15 protein-coding genes and 2 pseudogenes are annotated in these 13,411 nt (G+C 59.9%); all 17 read left to right on the top strand.

Features of this window, described 5'->3' with window-relative positions; genetic code table 11:
* The first annotated feature begins 10 nt into the window (after positions 1-10).
* Positions 11-1,567 carry a GspE/PulE family protein gene (locus tag MKleb_RS27870; protein WP_416381400.1) on the top strand — a complete coding sequence of 519 codons (1,557 nt, stop codon included), beginning with the start codon at positions 11-13 and terminating at the stop codon, positions 1,565-1,567.
* A complete protein-coding gene (locus MKleb_RS27875; RefSeq protein WP_217076951.1) occupies positions 1,564-2,658 on the top strand; it encodes a type II secretion system F family protein in 1,095 nt (364 codons plus the stop codon). The genes MKleb_RS27870 and MKleb_RS27875 overlap by 4 nt, the downstream gene beginning before the upstream one ends.
* Before the next feature lie 45 nt (positions 2,659-2,703).
* Positions 2,704-3,285 carry a type 4 pilus major pilin gene (locus MKleb_RS27880; RefSeq protein WP_217076953.1) on the top strand — a complete coding sequence of 194 codons (582 nt, stop codon included), beginning with the start codon at positions 2,704-2,706 and terminating at the stop codon, positions 3,283-3,285.
* Positions 3,286-3,295: 10 nt separating this feature from the next.
* The gene (locus MKleb_RS27885; RefSeq protein ID WP_228740818.1) at positions 3,296-3,802 is read left to right on the top strand and encodes a lytic transglycosylase domain-containing protein; all 507 of its coding nucleotides are present in this window, start codon (positions 3,296-3,298) and stop codon (positions 3,800-3,802) included.
* Positions 3,802-4,455 (top strand): prepilin peptidase, encoded by a 654-nt coding sequence (locus MKleb_RS27890; RefSeq protein WP_217076956.1) that lies wholly within the window; start codon positions 3,802-3,804, stop codon positions 4,453-4,455. The genes MKleb_RS27885 and MKleb_RS27890 overlap by 1 nt, the downstream gene beginning before the upstream one ends.
* Complete coding sequence (pilV, locus tag MKleb_RS27895) at positions 4,452-5,801, top strand: shufflon system plasmid conjugative transfer pilus tip adhesin PilV (protein ID WP_217076958.1); 1,350 nt, start codon at positions 4,452-4,454, stop codon at positions 5,799-5,801. The genes MKleb_RS27890 and pilV overlap by 4 nt, the downstream gene beginning before the upstream one ends.
* Positions 5,802-5,815: 14 nt before the next feature.
* Positions 5,816-6,040 (top strand): annotated as a pseudogene (locus tag MKleb_RS30245) (shufflon system plasmid conjugative transfer pilus tip adhesin PilV); the annotation flags it as partial.
* A gap of 299 nt (positions 6,041-6,339) precedes the next feature.
* Positions 6,340-7,491, top strand: a complete 1,152-nt coding sequence (locus MKleb_RS27900; protein WP_217076959.1) for a site-specific integrase — start codon at positions 6,340-6,342, stop codon at positions 7,489-7,491.
* Between the two features lie 20 nt (positions 7,492-7,511).
* Positions 7,512-8,159 carry a hypothetical protein gene (locus MKleb_RS27905; protein ID WP_217076806.1) on the top strand — a complete coding sequence of 216 codons (648 nt, stop codon included), beginning with the start codon at positions 7,512-7,514 and terminating at the stop codon, positions 8,157-8,159.
* Between the two features lie 192 nt (positions 8,160-8,351).
* On the top strand, positions 8,352-8,642 hold the full coding sequence (locus MKleb_RS27910) for a hypothetical protein (protein WP_217076808.1): 291 nt from the start codon (positions 8,352-8,354) through the stop codon (positions 8,640-8,642).
* 205 nt (positions 8,643-8,847) lie between these two features.
* Positions 8,848-9,279 (top strand): DotD/TraH family lipoprotein, encoded by a 432-nt coding sequence (locus MKleb_RS27915; protein WP_217076809.1) that lies wholly within the window; start codon positions 8,848-8,850, stop codon positions 9,277-9,279.
* Entirely contained in the window at positions 9,276-10,106 is an 831-nt protein-coding gene (locus MKleb_RS27920; protein WP_217076810.1) for a type IV secretory system conjugative DNA transfer family protein, read from the top strand. Before MKleb_RS27915 ends, MKleb_RS27920 begins: the two co-directional genes overlap by 4 nt.
* Before the next feature lie 63 nt (positions 10,107-10,169).
* Positions 10,170-11,318 carry a plasmid transfer ATPase TraJ gene (gene traJ, locus MKleb_RS27925; protein ID WP_217076811.1) on the top strand — a complete coding sequence of 383 codons (1,149 nt, stop codon included), beginning with the start codon at positions 10,170-10,172 and terminating at the stop codon, positions 11,316-11,318.
* Positions 11,308-11,595, top strand: a complete 288-nt coding sequence (locus MKleb_RS27930; protein ID WP_217076812.1) for a conjugal transfer protein — start codon at positions 11,308-11,310, stop codon at positions 11,593-11,595. The genes traJ and MKleb_RS27930 overlap by 11 nt, the downstream gene beginning before the upstream one ends.
* 10 nt (positions 11,596-11,605) lie before the next feature.
* A complete protein-coding gene (locus MKleb_RS27935; RefSeq protein ID WP_217076813.1) occupies positions 11,606-12,004 on the top strand; it encodes a phospholipase D-like domain-containing protein in 399 nt (132 codons plus the stop codon).
* A gap of 42 nt (positions 12,005-12,046) precedes the next feature.
* A protein-coding gene (locus MKleb_RS27940; protein WP_217076029.1) for an IS3 family transposase occupies positions 12,047-13,212 on the top strand; the annotation gives its coding sequence in 2 pieces (ribosomal slippage) (positions 12,047-12,302 and positions 12,302-13,212; 1,167 coding nt in all).
* A gap of 8 nt (positions 13,213-13,220) precedes the next feature.
* Positions 13,221-13,406, top strand: a pseudogene (locus tag MKleb_RS27945) (phospholipase D-like domain-containing protein); the annotation flags it as partial.
* Positions 13,407-13,411 lie beyond the last annotated feature (5 nt).

Consider the following 13,411-nt stretch of genomic DNA (forward strand, 5'->3'; position numbering starts at 1 on the left):
AGGAGGTTGCGTGAACACACCTGAGCCTCATTCTGATGCCGTCCTGCTTCATCACCGCAGCGACGGAAAGGTCATTCTGGTCGACCGTAACCGAAAAACGGAAACGCCCGTCCAGAGCCGTCTGGTTCAGCTACTGGCGGACCGCCCGGGCACCCCCGTGGAATTTGTCGCGTTGTCCGACCTGCAAAAAGCCGCCCGCGAACAGCCCCGCAAGGCGGCTGACGGACTGCGGCGGGAAGACATCTCAGACCTCTCCGGCAGTGAAGGACGTCTGCTGCGCTACTTTCAGGCCGCCGCGGAGCTTGGCGCATCGGATATCCATTTTCTGATCACGGGCGAACTTTTCCGCGTCAGGATGCGCATCCACGGCGAACTGTGTACCGTCGATGAACGTCCACCGGCCGAAGGTTACGCCCTGCTGGGGACCGCTATCCTCTCCGTCAGCGACGTTTCCGAACCGATGTTCTTCCCGAAACGCGAGCAGGACGCCCGGCTGCAGGCGAGTTTTATGCGCCGTGCCGGACTGTTTGGCGCACGTTACAGCCATCGCCCCACACCGGATGGTCTGTATGCCGTCATGCGTCTGATTGCCGACGATGCCAGCCGGGTTCCCACGCCTGAGCAACTGGGTTTTCTGCCCGGACAGTGCCGGCTGCTTGTGCGGATGTACCGCCGCCCTGAAGGACTGTTTCTGCTCACCGGCCCCACGGGGTCGGGAAAATCCACCACCCTGCGCAGCCTTTGCCGGGCCTGGATTGAGCACAACCAGAACCGGCGCTCGCTGCTGACCATCGAAGACCCCGTGGAAGGGGCGATTCTGGATGCGATCCAGACCGCATTGCAGGCCGACAAGTCGGACGAAAACGCGGTCAGGCTGGCGTGGTCCCGGGCGGTGTCATCGGCCATGCGGCTTGATCCTGACGCCATCATGGAAGGCGAAATCCGGGACCTGCTGTCACTGATAGCCTCCATTTACGCCGCCCAGACCGGTCACCTTCTGCTCAGTACGCTGCACACCAACTCTGCGCTGGGTATTCTTCCGCGCATGGTGACCATGGGCGCAGACATCAACCTGATTGCGGATGCAAGCCTGATGATCGGCATGGTCAGCCAGCGACTGGTGCCGGAGCTTTGCCCGCACTGCCGCATCCCCTGGTCAGTGCGCGTGGCCACGCTTGACGCGGAGAACCGCCAGATGCTGGAGACGTTCTGCAGCACCGGTTCATGTCACACCGGGCAGCTGTTTTTCCGCAATCCAGACGGCTGCGATCACTGTCGCCGGAAGGTGGTCATCAATGGCGAGGTGCGCGCGGTGGTCAGTCAGGGGCTGCGGGGCCGGACGGTGATTGCAGAAGTGATAGAGCCGGATAACCGCCTCTTTGACCTGTACCGCCGTCAGGGCCTGCCTGCCGCCCGCGACTACTGGCTGAAATCGCTGAACGGGATCAGTCGTGTGGAGCATCTACGGTTGCGTTGTGCAGAAGGCCGCGTCGACCCGCTGCTGGCCTGCGACATCATCCCGCTGGATGAGGATATCCGCTTTGCCCTTACGCCGGAGGAGACATGACGATACGCGTTTTCCTGCTGCGTCTGAGGCGCAGTATTGTCCGGCGCACGTTTTCCGGGGAGTACCGCACCCGCTTCTACGACGCCCTGCGTTTCATGCTGGACAACAACATCAGCCTGCGTGATGCCCTCGACAAGATGCGCAACGCCTGGACCGACTTCGGCCAGAAATGGCATCCGTTCGCGGAACTGACGGATGACCTGACCGATGCGCTCAGGGAAAACGCCGGGGACAATACGCTGGATGCGACGCTCGGGCGCTGGTTGCCCGCCGACGAAGCGGCGGTACTGAGCGCCGGGATACACGGGGGAGACCTGCCCGGCGCCCTGCAGTTTGCCACCGAACTGACCGGTGCACGCAAACGTATCATGGCTGCGGTCGCACAAATGAGCATCTATCCGCTGGGACTGGTCATCATGCTCTCGGGCACGCTGTTTGTTGTGAACACAAAACTCATCCCGGTACTCTCGCGAATGAGTGCGCCGGACACATGGGATGGCGCAATCGGATTCATCTGGCACCTGTCTGCGTTTCTGGACACGTGGGGGGTAGCCTGCGCCGCCGCCATTGTGTGTCTGGTGGTCATGATTGCCCTGTCCGTTCCCCGCCTGACGCACCCGGTGGCGTTCAGGAAGGCGCTTGACCAGTGGCTGCCGTGGTCACTCTACCGCGACATACAGGGCGCTGCGTTTCTGCTGAACCTTGCCGCGCTCATGAAGGCCGGCGTGGGGGCCGGGGACGCGCTGCTGCTACTCGACCGCACGGCGTCACCCTGGCTGTCTCAGCGTCTGCTGGCAGCCCATGCGGCGCTGCGTGAAGGGGCCGGCCCCGGGCAGGCCCTGCGTGACTGCGGCATGGATTTCCCCTCCAGAGAAGCGGTGAACTTTCTCTCCCTGCTCGACGGCGACGGTGCCACCGACATCGTGGCGAACTACGGTCGTCGCTGGCTGGAGCAGTCTCTCGACAACATCAACCAGCGGGCCGTCCGCCTGCGGCTGGTCATGTTGTTTGCCCTGCTGGGTTCCCTCGGACTGCTGGTCCTTATTGTTACCGAAGTCCAGAACATGGGCAGCGCTGCCGGACTCTCGTAGCCGGAACCTGCCCGCACATTTTTCTTAAACATAACGGAGTTATCTATGACTGTATTATCCGCAGCACCTCGTCACACGCGTCCTGCCGACGAACACACCGCCACGGACAAGGGCTTTGGCATCATGGAGTGGGGGGGCGTGGCCCTGGGCATCATTCTGGTGCTGGCTATTGTCCTCGGGGGGTTGTTCGCCCTCACATCCCGCACCAACACCGGGACCGAACTGACCAACATCCAGACGATTATTGCCAGCACCCGTGGACTGCTGAAGGCCAGCGGGGGGTATGAACAGACAGCACTGACCAGCACCCTTATCAAAGCGGGCGGCGTGTCGCGCTCGATGTCAATCAGCTCAGACAAAAGCAAACTGTACAACACATGGGGCGGGGAGATTATCGTCAAAGGCACGGGCACCAACACCTTCACCGTTTCCTATGCCGCTGTCCCGCAGGATGCCTGTATCAGTCTGAGCACCCAGATTGGGCGCGGTGGTCTGGTGAATGAAACCAAAATTAACGCCAAAACGTTTGCTGACGGCCGCGTGAGCGCCTCACAAGCAGCGACAGCCTGCACCGCCGACAGTGCCGGCAAAGGGCTCAACACGATGATATTCACCGTTACCGGATAAAGGAGGTTTCATGCGCGGTCCGCGTCTGTTTTGCCTGCTGATGATGCTCATTCTGGCATCAGGCGCGGTCCGGGCCGCGCCATCTCAGCCTCGCCCCCTTTCCGTTAACCTTGACCGGTGCTTTCAGATTGCCGGGCAAAAATACAAAATTTCGCCGCAACTTCTGCGGGCCATCGGCAAACGTGAATCATCGCTACGGCACTGGGTGACAAACGACAACCGCAATACTGCGGGGAAAATCGTCAGTACCGATTACGGTGTCATGCAAATCAACTCCATCCACATCCCCCGACTCATACGTCTGGGGGTTATCCGTTCAGCTCAGGATTTGCTGACCCGGCCCTGTCTCAACATTCAGGTCGGAGCTTGGATACTCGCACAACATCTTCAGGTGTGCGGCCTGACCTGGACCTGTCTGGGCAGCTACAATGCCGGATTCAGCAAAAACAACACGCCTGCACGGCAGAAATATGCAGGGTATATCAAAGATATCCTGCGTCGGGAGTCAGGCCTGTGATGCCCTCGCTGATAGTCTGGCGCCTGTCGCCGCTGGCGGCGCTGGCCACCCTTTGTGTTCTGTACCTGCTGGCCCGCCTGTCGCTGGCGGATGTCCGCCGTTTTAGCGACGCCAGCGCATTACCCGTGTGCGTCAGAGAACCGGTCAGGTCGGCCGGACTCTGGTTATTCTGCCTGGCGGGGCTGTGGGTGTTCGCCTCACAGGCACCTTTGCTGACCCGTCTGTTGTCGCTGCTCCTGCTGACACTGCTGCTCCGTCTGGCCGTCATCGATGCGCTGACCTGCCAGCTTCCCCGCAGGGATACGCTGAGCGTGCTGGCAACGGGACTCTGTGCCGGACTGCTGCAGCAGACGCCGTCCGTCATCGACACGGCACTGGCTGCCCTGCTCTGCACCGGGCTGCACCTGGTGCTGAACCGTCACCGGGAGAATCTGGGCCGGGGTGACCTGTTCCTGATAACAGGACTCGCGGCCTGGGCAGGACTGCTGCCTGCACTACAGATAACGTTCGCCGCCGTGGTGGCCTTTATTCTCTGGCACCGTTCCTGGCGCATCAGGGGGCGTATCGAAGGCCCTCTTGGTCCCTGGCTGAGCCTCGCCGCGACGGCGCAACAACTTCATGCTCTTTATCATCCAATCTGGGTCACGCCATGAAAATCAATTCCGAAATGTCCCGTTACGACAGGGGCTTTGCATCGCTTGAAGCCGCTGGCGTTTTGCTCATCATCATCATCGTGACGATGTATGGTGCCACCCGATATTACGACTATCTGGACGAAAAGAACTGGCAGCTGGAAGCGCTGCGTATCACCACCTGGACGGCGGCGGCCCGCCAGTACGTGGGGAGTCACTATGACGAGATAGTCAAACGTAAACCAACCTCCGGCTCACCTCACTGCCTCAGCACGGCAGGGCTGAAAGACGCGGGTCTGTTGCCGTCGGGTTTTTCCCTGAAGAGTCCCGAAGGACAAACGCTGAAAGCCTGCGTGGTGACACTCAAAAATGACAACACCCGCCTCGAGGGCATGGTGGTATCGGAAAGCGGTGTCGCCCTGCCGCTTAAGGCCATGCTGCTGACTTCCCGCGACATTCGTCAGGGCTACGGGGGATACATTGAAAAAACCGGCGTGGCCACCGGGGCGCAAAAAGCCTGGACGACGGCGCTGGGCAGCTACGGGATTCAGAACGGCCAGCCCGGCCATATGGCGGTTTTACTGAGTGCGGACGATTTGACTGCCGCGCAGTCATCATCACGCGAAGACGCGGACCGGTTATACCGCTACAAAACGGACGGCCGACCGGAACTGAACGCCATGAACACGCACATCGACATGAGGGGGAATAACCTGAACAACGCCGGCTCGGTCAATGCCGCCACCGGCAATTTTTCCGGCAACGTTAACGCCCAGGACGTCAATGCCACCGGTTCAGTCAACGGGCAGGATGGCAATTTCAGAGGCAATGTGACGGCCAATGGCGACGTCAGCGGTCAGCGCGGGCTATTCAGCGGGCGTCTGGCTACCAGTGAATATTTGCAGCTCGGCGGCATCGCATGGGCGGGGCAAAGCTGCTATCCCGATGGCCTTGTTGGCCGCGATACGAAAGGCGGCATACTTTCGTGCCAATCCGGTGTGTGGCAGGGACTGGAAAGCTACCCGGTAGGAAGCCCTATTCCGTGGCCTTCGGTGACGGCTCCGCCAGGATACTTCATTATGGCTGGCCAGCGCTTTTCTTGCGGTTCATACCCCAGACTGGCCCGCGTATATACCGATTGTGTACTGCCGGATCTTCGCGGTGTATTCGTCAGGGGGTGGGATAACGGTCGTGGGCTTGATTCTGGTCGCCGTATCCTGTCTTTCCAGAATGACCAAAGCAACATGACGCTAAACACAGGTGGCCGCCTTCATGGACACCACAGTGGAATGGAACATAACTATCGCAATGGAAATGAAATTCGACCGAAAAACGTCGCGTTCAACTACATTGTCGAAGCAAAATGACGCCCCCTTTGCCTGAGTGCCAATCCGGTGCGTGGAAAGGCATTGGCGGAAAAGTCATATCAAGGCAAGTTTCAACGACAGGATTCCTCGGTCTGTTTGATTTCTGTGCCGTATCAAGGATGGGAAATGCAGAGAATAAACACTATTGCCAGGTCGTTGAACAACCGACGGGTTCCCGTCGCTGGTATAAGTGGGAGTACAAGACGGGCTGTATCGCCTCTTGCATGACCTATCAGTGAGAGGTCTCAGAAACACGCAGCAACGCAGGCAGCTTCACCGTTTCCGACATGACGACCAGCGAGCTCCCATGTGCCGTCGCCATTGCGCGTCAGGATGCAGGCCCGGTAATTGTTGTAGTCATAACGCGCCTGTGACAGCGCACAAAACTGGTGTCTGCCGATGTTCACGCTTTGGCCCTGCCTGACTTCCCGTGAGAAAGTGACCTCCCCGATACCGACACCCTGCCACGCACCGGATTGGCACAAACATTGACCCGGAACGAATAACGGCAGATCTTTTCCTGCTTTTGGGAAATCTGATGTCATCAATCATTCGGCTAAAAAGTCTGACGCTTCGAAAAGGACTTGCCCGGTATCTGCATACTGAGTCATCGCAAAAAAAAGGCTATATGCAGGAGTTCTATCGCATTCGCGTGATCATCCGGCACCCCCTTGTGGACAAGGACATGAGCAATATCACCTCGGTTGATATTGCCGCTTATCGGGATGACCGTTTGTCGCAAACGAATCCCCGCACAGGCAAAGCGATATCCGGCAACACCGTTCGCCTCGAGCTGGCCTTGTTGTCGTCCGTCTTTGCCGTCGCATCCGTGGAATGGGGAACCTGTCGGCACAATCCTGTTGCCAGTGTTCGCAAGCCAAAACTGCCGCCAGGTCGTGACCGCAGGCTTACCGCCTCCGAAGAGCGCCGGATAGCCCGGTATTTTCAGGAGCGGAACAGGGTGTATTTCATTATTTTCCAGCTGGCGCTCGAAACCGCGATGCGACAGGGTGAGATCCTCAGCCTCCGCTGGGAGCATATCGACCTGCAGCACGGTGTGGCTCATCTGCCCCACACCAAAAACGGGGCCTCCCGTGATGTGCCGCTATCCCGGAAGGCGCGCAATCTGCTCCAGATGCTACCCGCGCACCTGGAAGGCAACGTGTTCCTTTGCACGCCATCCGGGCTGAAAAGCGCCTGGCGACTTGCCCTGCAGGCGCTGAAAATCGTCAATCTGCATTTTCACGATTTGCGTCATGAGGCCATCAGCCGGCTGTTTGAACTGGGGACGCTCAATGTAATGGAAGTTGCGGCGATATCCGGGCACCGGTCGCTGAATATGCTCAAACGCTATACCCACCTGCGGGCGTATCAGCTGGTTCCCCGCCTCGATGCGCGTCGCCGTCAGGTGCAAAAAATCGCCCCCTATTTTGTCCCTTATCCGGCGACCATCACCCACAACTGCCCCACTGCGGGTATGACGGAAATCGCCCTCTGCGACTTTGAAGGGCTGGTTGCGCGTGAACCCACGCAGGCGGCGGCGCTTGAACGTGCGAGCGAAATGTTGCTGAGGGTGCTGGCGATGGCGGCGCAGAAAGGGGAGCGAGTCCCGGCCCCCGGCGAACTTCCCGCAGAAGCCGAAAACCGCATTCTGGTCTGCCCCCTCAATTCAGGGAGGGCGGCGACGTGATGCCAGTATCAGGAGATACCGTGATCGGGTTACTTATTTTCATTTTTTCGCTGGTCCTGCTCGGCCCCGTCATGTTCGTCATTTGTCTGCTGACCCCGTGGCGGGGATTCCGGCTGGCCACCGCACGGCGACATCGACGGCGCTACATCACCCTGCACCTGTCGTCATTCGACCGCGTCGGCCACCTCGACCGTGTCCGGGCCAGACTTTTTCACGACAGCTTTCTGGCTGCAATGGAGAAGGCGCTGGCGCACAGGGAGCGCCCGGTGTTCTTTGTTTCACACCTGTTGCGCCCGTCACATCGCCGGAGTCTGCGGGACATGATGTCCTCCCGCTATCCTGAACGGCGCTGGCGCTGCCGTCAGATCCCGCTGCGCCGGTCAGTCCGGTATGCCATCCGGATTCAGATGCTTCTTCAGGAATGGCGATGGATAACCGTACCCGATACCGCCTGGCTTGTGGTGGTGCGACCGGAGAGTCCTTCCGCCACACCGCCCGGACCGGCATCCCGGCCCGACGATTGCCCCGGGCGTTTTTCAGATTCGTCCGCTGCTGGCCACGACGTGCTTCATGCAGGATCGGCGTCCCCTGAGTGGCTGCATCCGTCACAGCATGGCGGGAATGGCAGGCATCAACCACACTTCAGGTCACGGCTGAGCCGGATCTGATGTCTTTCAGCGTCGCCTCTCACCCGGGACGACGCTCACTTTAGCTGTTTTGCATGGCGGTTTTCCGCCTGCGGAGGATTCTATGGGAAAATTACTGGATACACGCGGACGTCGACGGGCATGGCTGGTCATTGCCGTATTCCTTGCTGCCTTCTGGGGGGGTATCTCCTGGGGCGTCATCCACTGTCTCTGATGAAAAACAACGAACACGCACGCCCCCGGGGACGATTCTCGTCCCTTTTCCCCTGCCGGGAATCGGCACTGCTCACCGCGCTGATGCTGACCTGTACATCAACCATGCTGTTCGTGCAGTTCCCGGAAAACCGGGAACTTCTGCTCGCGAACGCCGGAGGGTATGTGATTGCACGCCTCGCGGTGTGGCCCTGCGATGTCATCTGCAACGCCCTGTCGATGGTGTTCAGCGGCCTGTGGTTTGTGCTGATGATGGCGCTGCCCCTGATATTCAGCGCCGTCGGCGGATAACAGACGAAAAAAAACAGGCCTGAGCCTGTTTTTTCTCCCCGAAAGGCACCGCACCTCCGGGATTTACTACGCTTCCCCGGTCCCTGGGGACACTATAAGCACGCGCATTCTACCCTGCCCACTGAGCATGTAAAGCCCTGTTTTACATACTCTGTTGCTGACGCCTGCCCGTGCGTTTTCACTTCATATCACACCGGTATTCATCATGAAACGACACCTTACTCCGGTGCTGGCCCTCGCCGTTCTCGCGGGCTGCCAGTCACCTTCCACGCCTGTGAACCCGCACGGTGCCGCATCACAGGTCGCCATTGTCCGTCATACGCAGTATCAGCACTGGGTGCAGCCCCCGGTACCGGCCACCCCGTCGTCTGCTGTCCCGACCAACAGCGACCGGGTTTCCTTCGACCAGGAGGGTGACGCGGTGGAACTGCTGGCAGCGCTGGCCCGGGTCCGCGGGCTGGCATTCAGCTACAGCGGCGTGCGCCTGCCGCTGCCGGTCAGCCTCCATGTGCGGGATATGACCTGGGAAAACGCCCTGCGTCTGGTGACGGCACAGACAGCCTGGCGGGCATCAATACAACAGATGCCCGGCCTGCTGCACCTCAGTTTTCAGCCCCCGGAGCCTGCCCGACCATGAATGCTTATCTGCCTGCTTTGCTCTGCGTCGCCCTGCTCGGCGGCTGCAGCAGCCATGACTATGCCTCCCGCCCGGATACCGGCGCACCGCCTGCCGACCTGAATGCCTGGCTGACACCCGATACGCCCCCGGATGACGGCATTTCCCCCACCCGTCGCCAGATCCTGACGGAATCCGGCAAAACGCTGGGATTTCGCGGCGGGAAAGCCCACCGCGCATGGGAATTAATTCAGGCGCTGAACCTGCGGGAGTCGACCCTGAATGCCCTCTTTGATTTCCGGCCACTCATCAGCCCCGAGGGCTGGTTGCCGCCGGTTATCGGGGAGGCTCAGGATGTCGCACATATCACCCCGGACCAGATCCGCACCGCATCCCGCGTATGGACGATTGTGCGCCCCGAGCGTTTCGTCAGTAACCCGCCCGGCTGGCGCGACTGGCTGCTGCGCGGCCTTTCCACCTCGGCCACACCGGGAGGGGAAGCCCGCGCCGTGCCACAGAACAGCGCCCAGCGGCGCGTCATGGAAGCCGCCATCCGCGAAGGCTGGGAAGAAGGCCGTGAAAACGCCGATCTCACACTCCAGGCCAACATGAACACCCTCACCCGCGATTATCGCGGAATGATGCTCTGGGCCACTCTCTGGCGTCAGGGAAAAATCACCCGTCCGGTTGTCACCGACCAGCGTCAGACGGTCACCGGCGACGGCAGCAAAATGGTCACCGGCGAGCACGTTCGTCGCATGAAACAACGTGCGCAGTTTGATCCCGACAAAACCCACTGGCGTCCCGTTGTTCTCCCGTCACAAGGACCTTTCCATGAAAAAAACTGACCCGCTGCATATCCTGCCGGGCACAACCTTTGTCGGTAAAATCACCGCACGGGGGCTGCCGTTATGACCCGCCCGGACGATAAAATGTTTCCTTTCGTACGTTTCACTGCCGCCGAATTTCGTGCGTTTTTTGTCTGGTGCGCGGCGCATCAGGTCAGCGATGTCGATATTGTAGGCGGCTCGCCGGTTTCCGTCAGCCGCCACGGGCGTCGCGAGCGCATGTCTGACAGACCGGTTCCGGTGACGAGCCTGAATCCGCTCACTGATGACCTGTTCGGCCGTGAAGTGCTTCCCCGCGTGCTCTCCGGCGTACCGACCGACAGGGCCATTCAGATTAACGGCGACGTCGCCCGGACTTACGGCCTCGGCAGAGGTGAGCGTGTGCGGCTTCGCGCGCATCTGATCCAGGGGACGTCTGCCGACGAAGACAAAGTCATTTCCATCACGCTGCGTGTGATCCCTTCGGAAATCCCGCCGTTTGACAGCCTGAATATCGAAGCCGCACTGCGCCGCGGCATGTTGCCAAAGTCGGGCCTCGGGTTTGTATGTGGAGAAACCGGCTCAGGAAAATCCACGCTGCTGGCCTCCCTGTACCGTCACTGCGCCGATACACAGCCGGACCGTAAAATCGTGACGTATGAAGATCCGGTGGAGTACATCATCGGCCGGGAAGATGACCTGCTTCCGCCGCACCAGGCGCAGGTGGGCCGGGATGTGGCCAGCTTCGCTGACGGTCTTCGCTCTGCCATGCGCCGAAACCCGGAGTTAATTGGCATCGGGGAAATCAGGGATACAGAAACCGCCGCTGCCGCCGTTCAGGCCAGCGAAACCGGCCACCTGTGTCTGGCCACGATGCACACGCACTCTCCGGGTGAAACGCTGCCGAGGCTGCTGGGGTTATTCCCTCCCGAAATCCGCGAGGCGATGGCCCGCGCCGTGCTGGGCGTCCTGCGCTTTATTCTGGTTCAGGTGCTGGTCCGCACCACCGACGGAAAACGACGGGCTGTCAGGGAATACATAGTGATGACGCCGGGCCTGCAGGCCACACTGTCGCGGATGCCGTCGGCACAGTGGGGGTATCATCTCGATGAGATATTACGCAAGGCGCGTCGCCGGATAGTCGATCAGGTGCAGGACATGCTGCAGGCCGGGGACGTCACGGCAGAGGAAGCGGCGCTGTATCTGACGGAGGACGATGCCGATGAAGCGTGAAGGTTTCTGGCGCTACGCCTCTCCCCCGGTCAACATCTGGGGGGTCCCGCTCCCGTTCACCCTGATTTATGTCCTGCTCTTTCCGTTTCCGGCGAAATCCACCCTGTGGATCTGCACCGGCATCCTCGTCATGTTCGTGTTGCTGGACAAGTCTGGCTGGAGTCTCCGGGCGTTATGTACCCGTCTGTACAGCCGCCTCAGAGGCACTCTCGCCGCAGGGCGCCCGTGGTGGTATCGCCACAGCACCGATGCCCCCCGCCACCACACCGGACTCTGAGGAGTTGCTTATGCGTTTTCCTCGCATCCCTGTCCTGTGCGCCGCCCTGCTTCCGGCGCTGCTCCTGGCTCCGGCGATGGCGTCGCCTGCCCCGCCTGATATTGCCGTCGGGTTTTCGCCTCATGGTTCGGCACGAAGTCTGGTCCTGCAGACGGTGAACGACGCGCAGTCGTCAGTGCGCATGATGGCATACGCGCTGACCGACCCGGATGTTATCGGGGCGCTGGTCGCCGCACACCGACGCGGCGTGGATGTGGCCGTGGTTATTGATCAGCGTTTCAGCCTGAGTAACCCCGCCAGTCGGGAGGCTGTGCGCTATCTGGTGACGCAGCATGTCCCGGTACGCACCGTGTCAGCATGGGCCATCCATCACGACAAGTGTAGTGGCACACTGAATTTGGCCACCTGAGTAGAGGTGATATGCTCACCTCAACATCTTACAGGTGAACCAATGAGCAAAATATTTACTGCTGAATTTAAAGCCGAAGCGGCAAAACTGGTTCTTGATCAGAACTACACTCACGGTGAAGCGGCTAAAGCGATGAACGTCAGCCTCTCCGCCATCAACCGCTGGGTTAAATCGTTACGTATGGAGCGCCAGGGGAAAACGCCCCCGGGGCTGCCTCTGACGCCTGAGCAGACGGAACTCAGGGAAATGAGAAAACAAATACAACGCCTTGAAATGGAAAATGAAATCCTAAAAAAGGCTACCGCGCTCTTGATGTCGGACTCCCTGAAAAGTTCACGATAATCGACAGTCTGAGGGCGCACTACCCGGTAGCGCCATTGTGCCGGCTGTTCGGTGTTCACCGAAGCAGTTATCGTTACATTCGTAAAAATGGCAGGGATTCTGACGCTGAGCGGGCCGTCAAACGGAGTCTCGTCAGTGAAGTCTGGAATGCCAGTGGTGGCTCTGCTGGCGCGAGAAGTATCGCCACGATGGTCAGCGGCCGGGGCGTCAGACTCGGGCGATGGCTTGCAGGTAAGCTGATGAAAGAGCTGGATATCGCCAGTTGTCAGGCCCCGGCGCATAAATACAAACGCGGCGGGAACGAACACGTTGAAATACCTAACCATCTCGACCGGCAGTTCGCGGTAACAGCGCCGGATCAGATCTGGTGCGGCGATGTGACCTATATCTGGACGGGAAAATGCTGGGCTTATCTGGCCGCCGTGCTGGATCTGTTCGCCCGTAAACCTGTGGGCTGGGCGATGTCGACGTCGCCGGACTCGGCCCTCACGGTCAAAGCGTTGCAGATGGCCTGGGAGCATCGGGGGAAGCCAACAGGAGTGATGTTCCACAGTGACCAGGGCAGTCACTATACCAGCCGCCAGTACCGGCAGGCTCTGTGGCGCTGTCGAATAAAGCAGAGCATGAGTCGACGCGGTAACTGCTGGGATAATGCCCCTATGGAACGGTTCTTCCGGAGCCTGAAGACCGAATGGGTGCCGACGAAGGGCTATAACAGCTTCAAAGAAGCTCAGAGCGCGATAATCCGCTACATCACGGGCTATTACAGTGCCATCCGGCCCCACTGGTATAACGGTGGGTTAACGCCAAATGAATCAGAGCGGCTGTTCCACGAACAGTCAGGTCGTGTGGCCAAAATTAGTTGACCACTACAAAGATCATTATCGCAGACGGCCACACCGTGGAGACAGGGTCGTACAACTACACCCGGGCGGCCGTCAGAAACAACTCGGAAAACGTGGTCGTGCTCCGCCATATGCCCGACATCGCCGCGCTGTACCTGACCCACTGGCAGTCGCGCTGGGAAAGAGGCCGCATTCCTGACATCACCCGTTACTAATCGGG

It is taken from the genome of Klebsiella sp. PL-2018 (genome assembly GCF_019048985.1).
Taxonomy (GTDB): domain Bacteria; phylum Pseudomonadota; class Gammaproteobacteria; order Enterobacterales; family Enterobacteriaceae; genus Klebsiella; species Klebsiella michiganensis.

Coding starts and splice junctions, on each gene's coding strand:
- MKleb_RS27890 (WP_217076956.1), top strand. CDS start 3,802: ATGCCCTCGCTGATAGTCTGGCGCCTGTCGCCGCTGGCGGCGCTGGCC.
- MKleb_RS27885 (WP_228740818.1), top strand. CDS start 3,296: ATGCGCGGTCCGCGTCTGTTTTGCCTGCTGATGATGCTCATTCTGGCA.
- MKleb_RS27915 (WP_217076809.1), top strand. CDS start 8,848: ATGAAACGACACCTTACTCCGGTGCTGGCCCTCGCCGTTCTCGCGGGC.
- pilV (WP_217076958.1), top strand. CDS start 4,452: ATGAAAATCAATTCCGAAATGTCCCGTTACGACAGGGGCTTTGCATCG.
- MKleb_RS27910 (WP_217076808.1), top strand. CDS start 8,352: ATGAAAAACAACGAACACGCACGCCCCCGGGGACGATTCTCGTCCCTT.
- MKleb_RS27880 (WP_217076953.1), top strand. CDS start 2,704: ATGACTGTATTATCCGCAGCACCTCGTCACACGCGTCCTGCCGACGAA.
- MKleb_RS27930 (WP_217076812.1), top strand. CDS start 11,308: ATGAAGCGTGAAGGTTTCTGGCGCTACGCCTCTCCCCCGGTCAACATC.
- MKleb_RS27935 (WP_217076813.1), top strand. CDS start 11,606: ATGCGTTTTCCTCGCATCCCTGTCCTGTGCGCCGCCCTGCTTCCGGCG.
- MKleb_RS27920 (WP_217076810.1), top strand. CDS start 9,276: ATGAATGCTTATCTGCCTGCTTTGCTCTGCGTCGCCCTGCTCGGCGGC.
- MKleb_RS27875 (WP_217076951.1), top strand. CDS start 1,564: ATGACGATACGCGTTTTCCTGCTGCGTCTGAGGCGCAGTATTGTCCGG.
- traJ (WP_217076811.1), top strand. CDS start 10,170: ATGACCCGCCCGGACGATAAAATGTTTCCTTTCGTACGTTTCACTGCC.
- MKleb_RS27900 (WP_217076959.1), top strand. CDS start 6,340: ATGTCATCAATCATTCGGCTAAAAAGTCTGACGCTTCGAAAAGGACTT.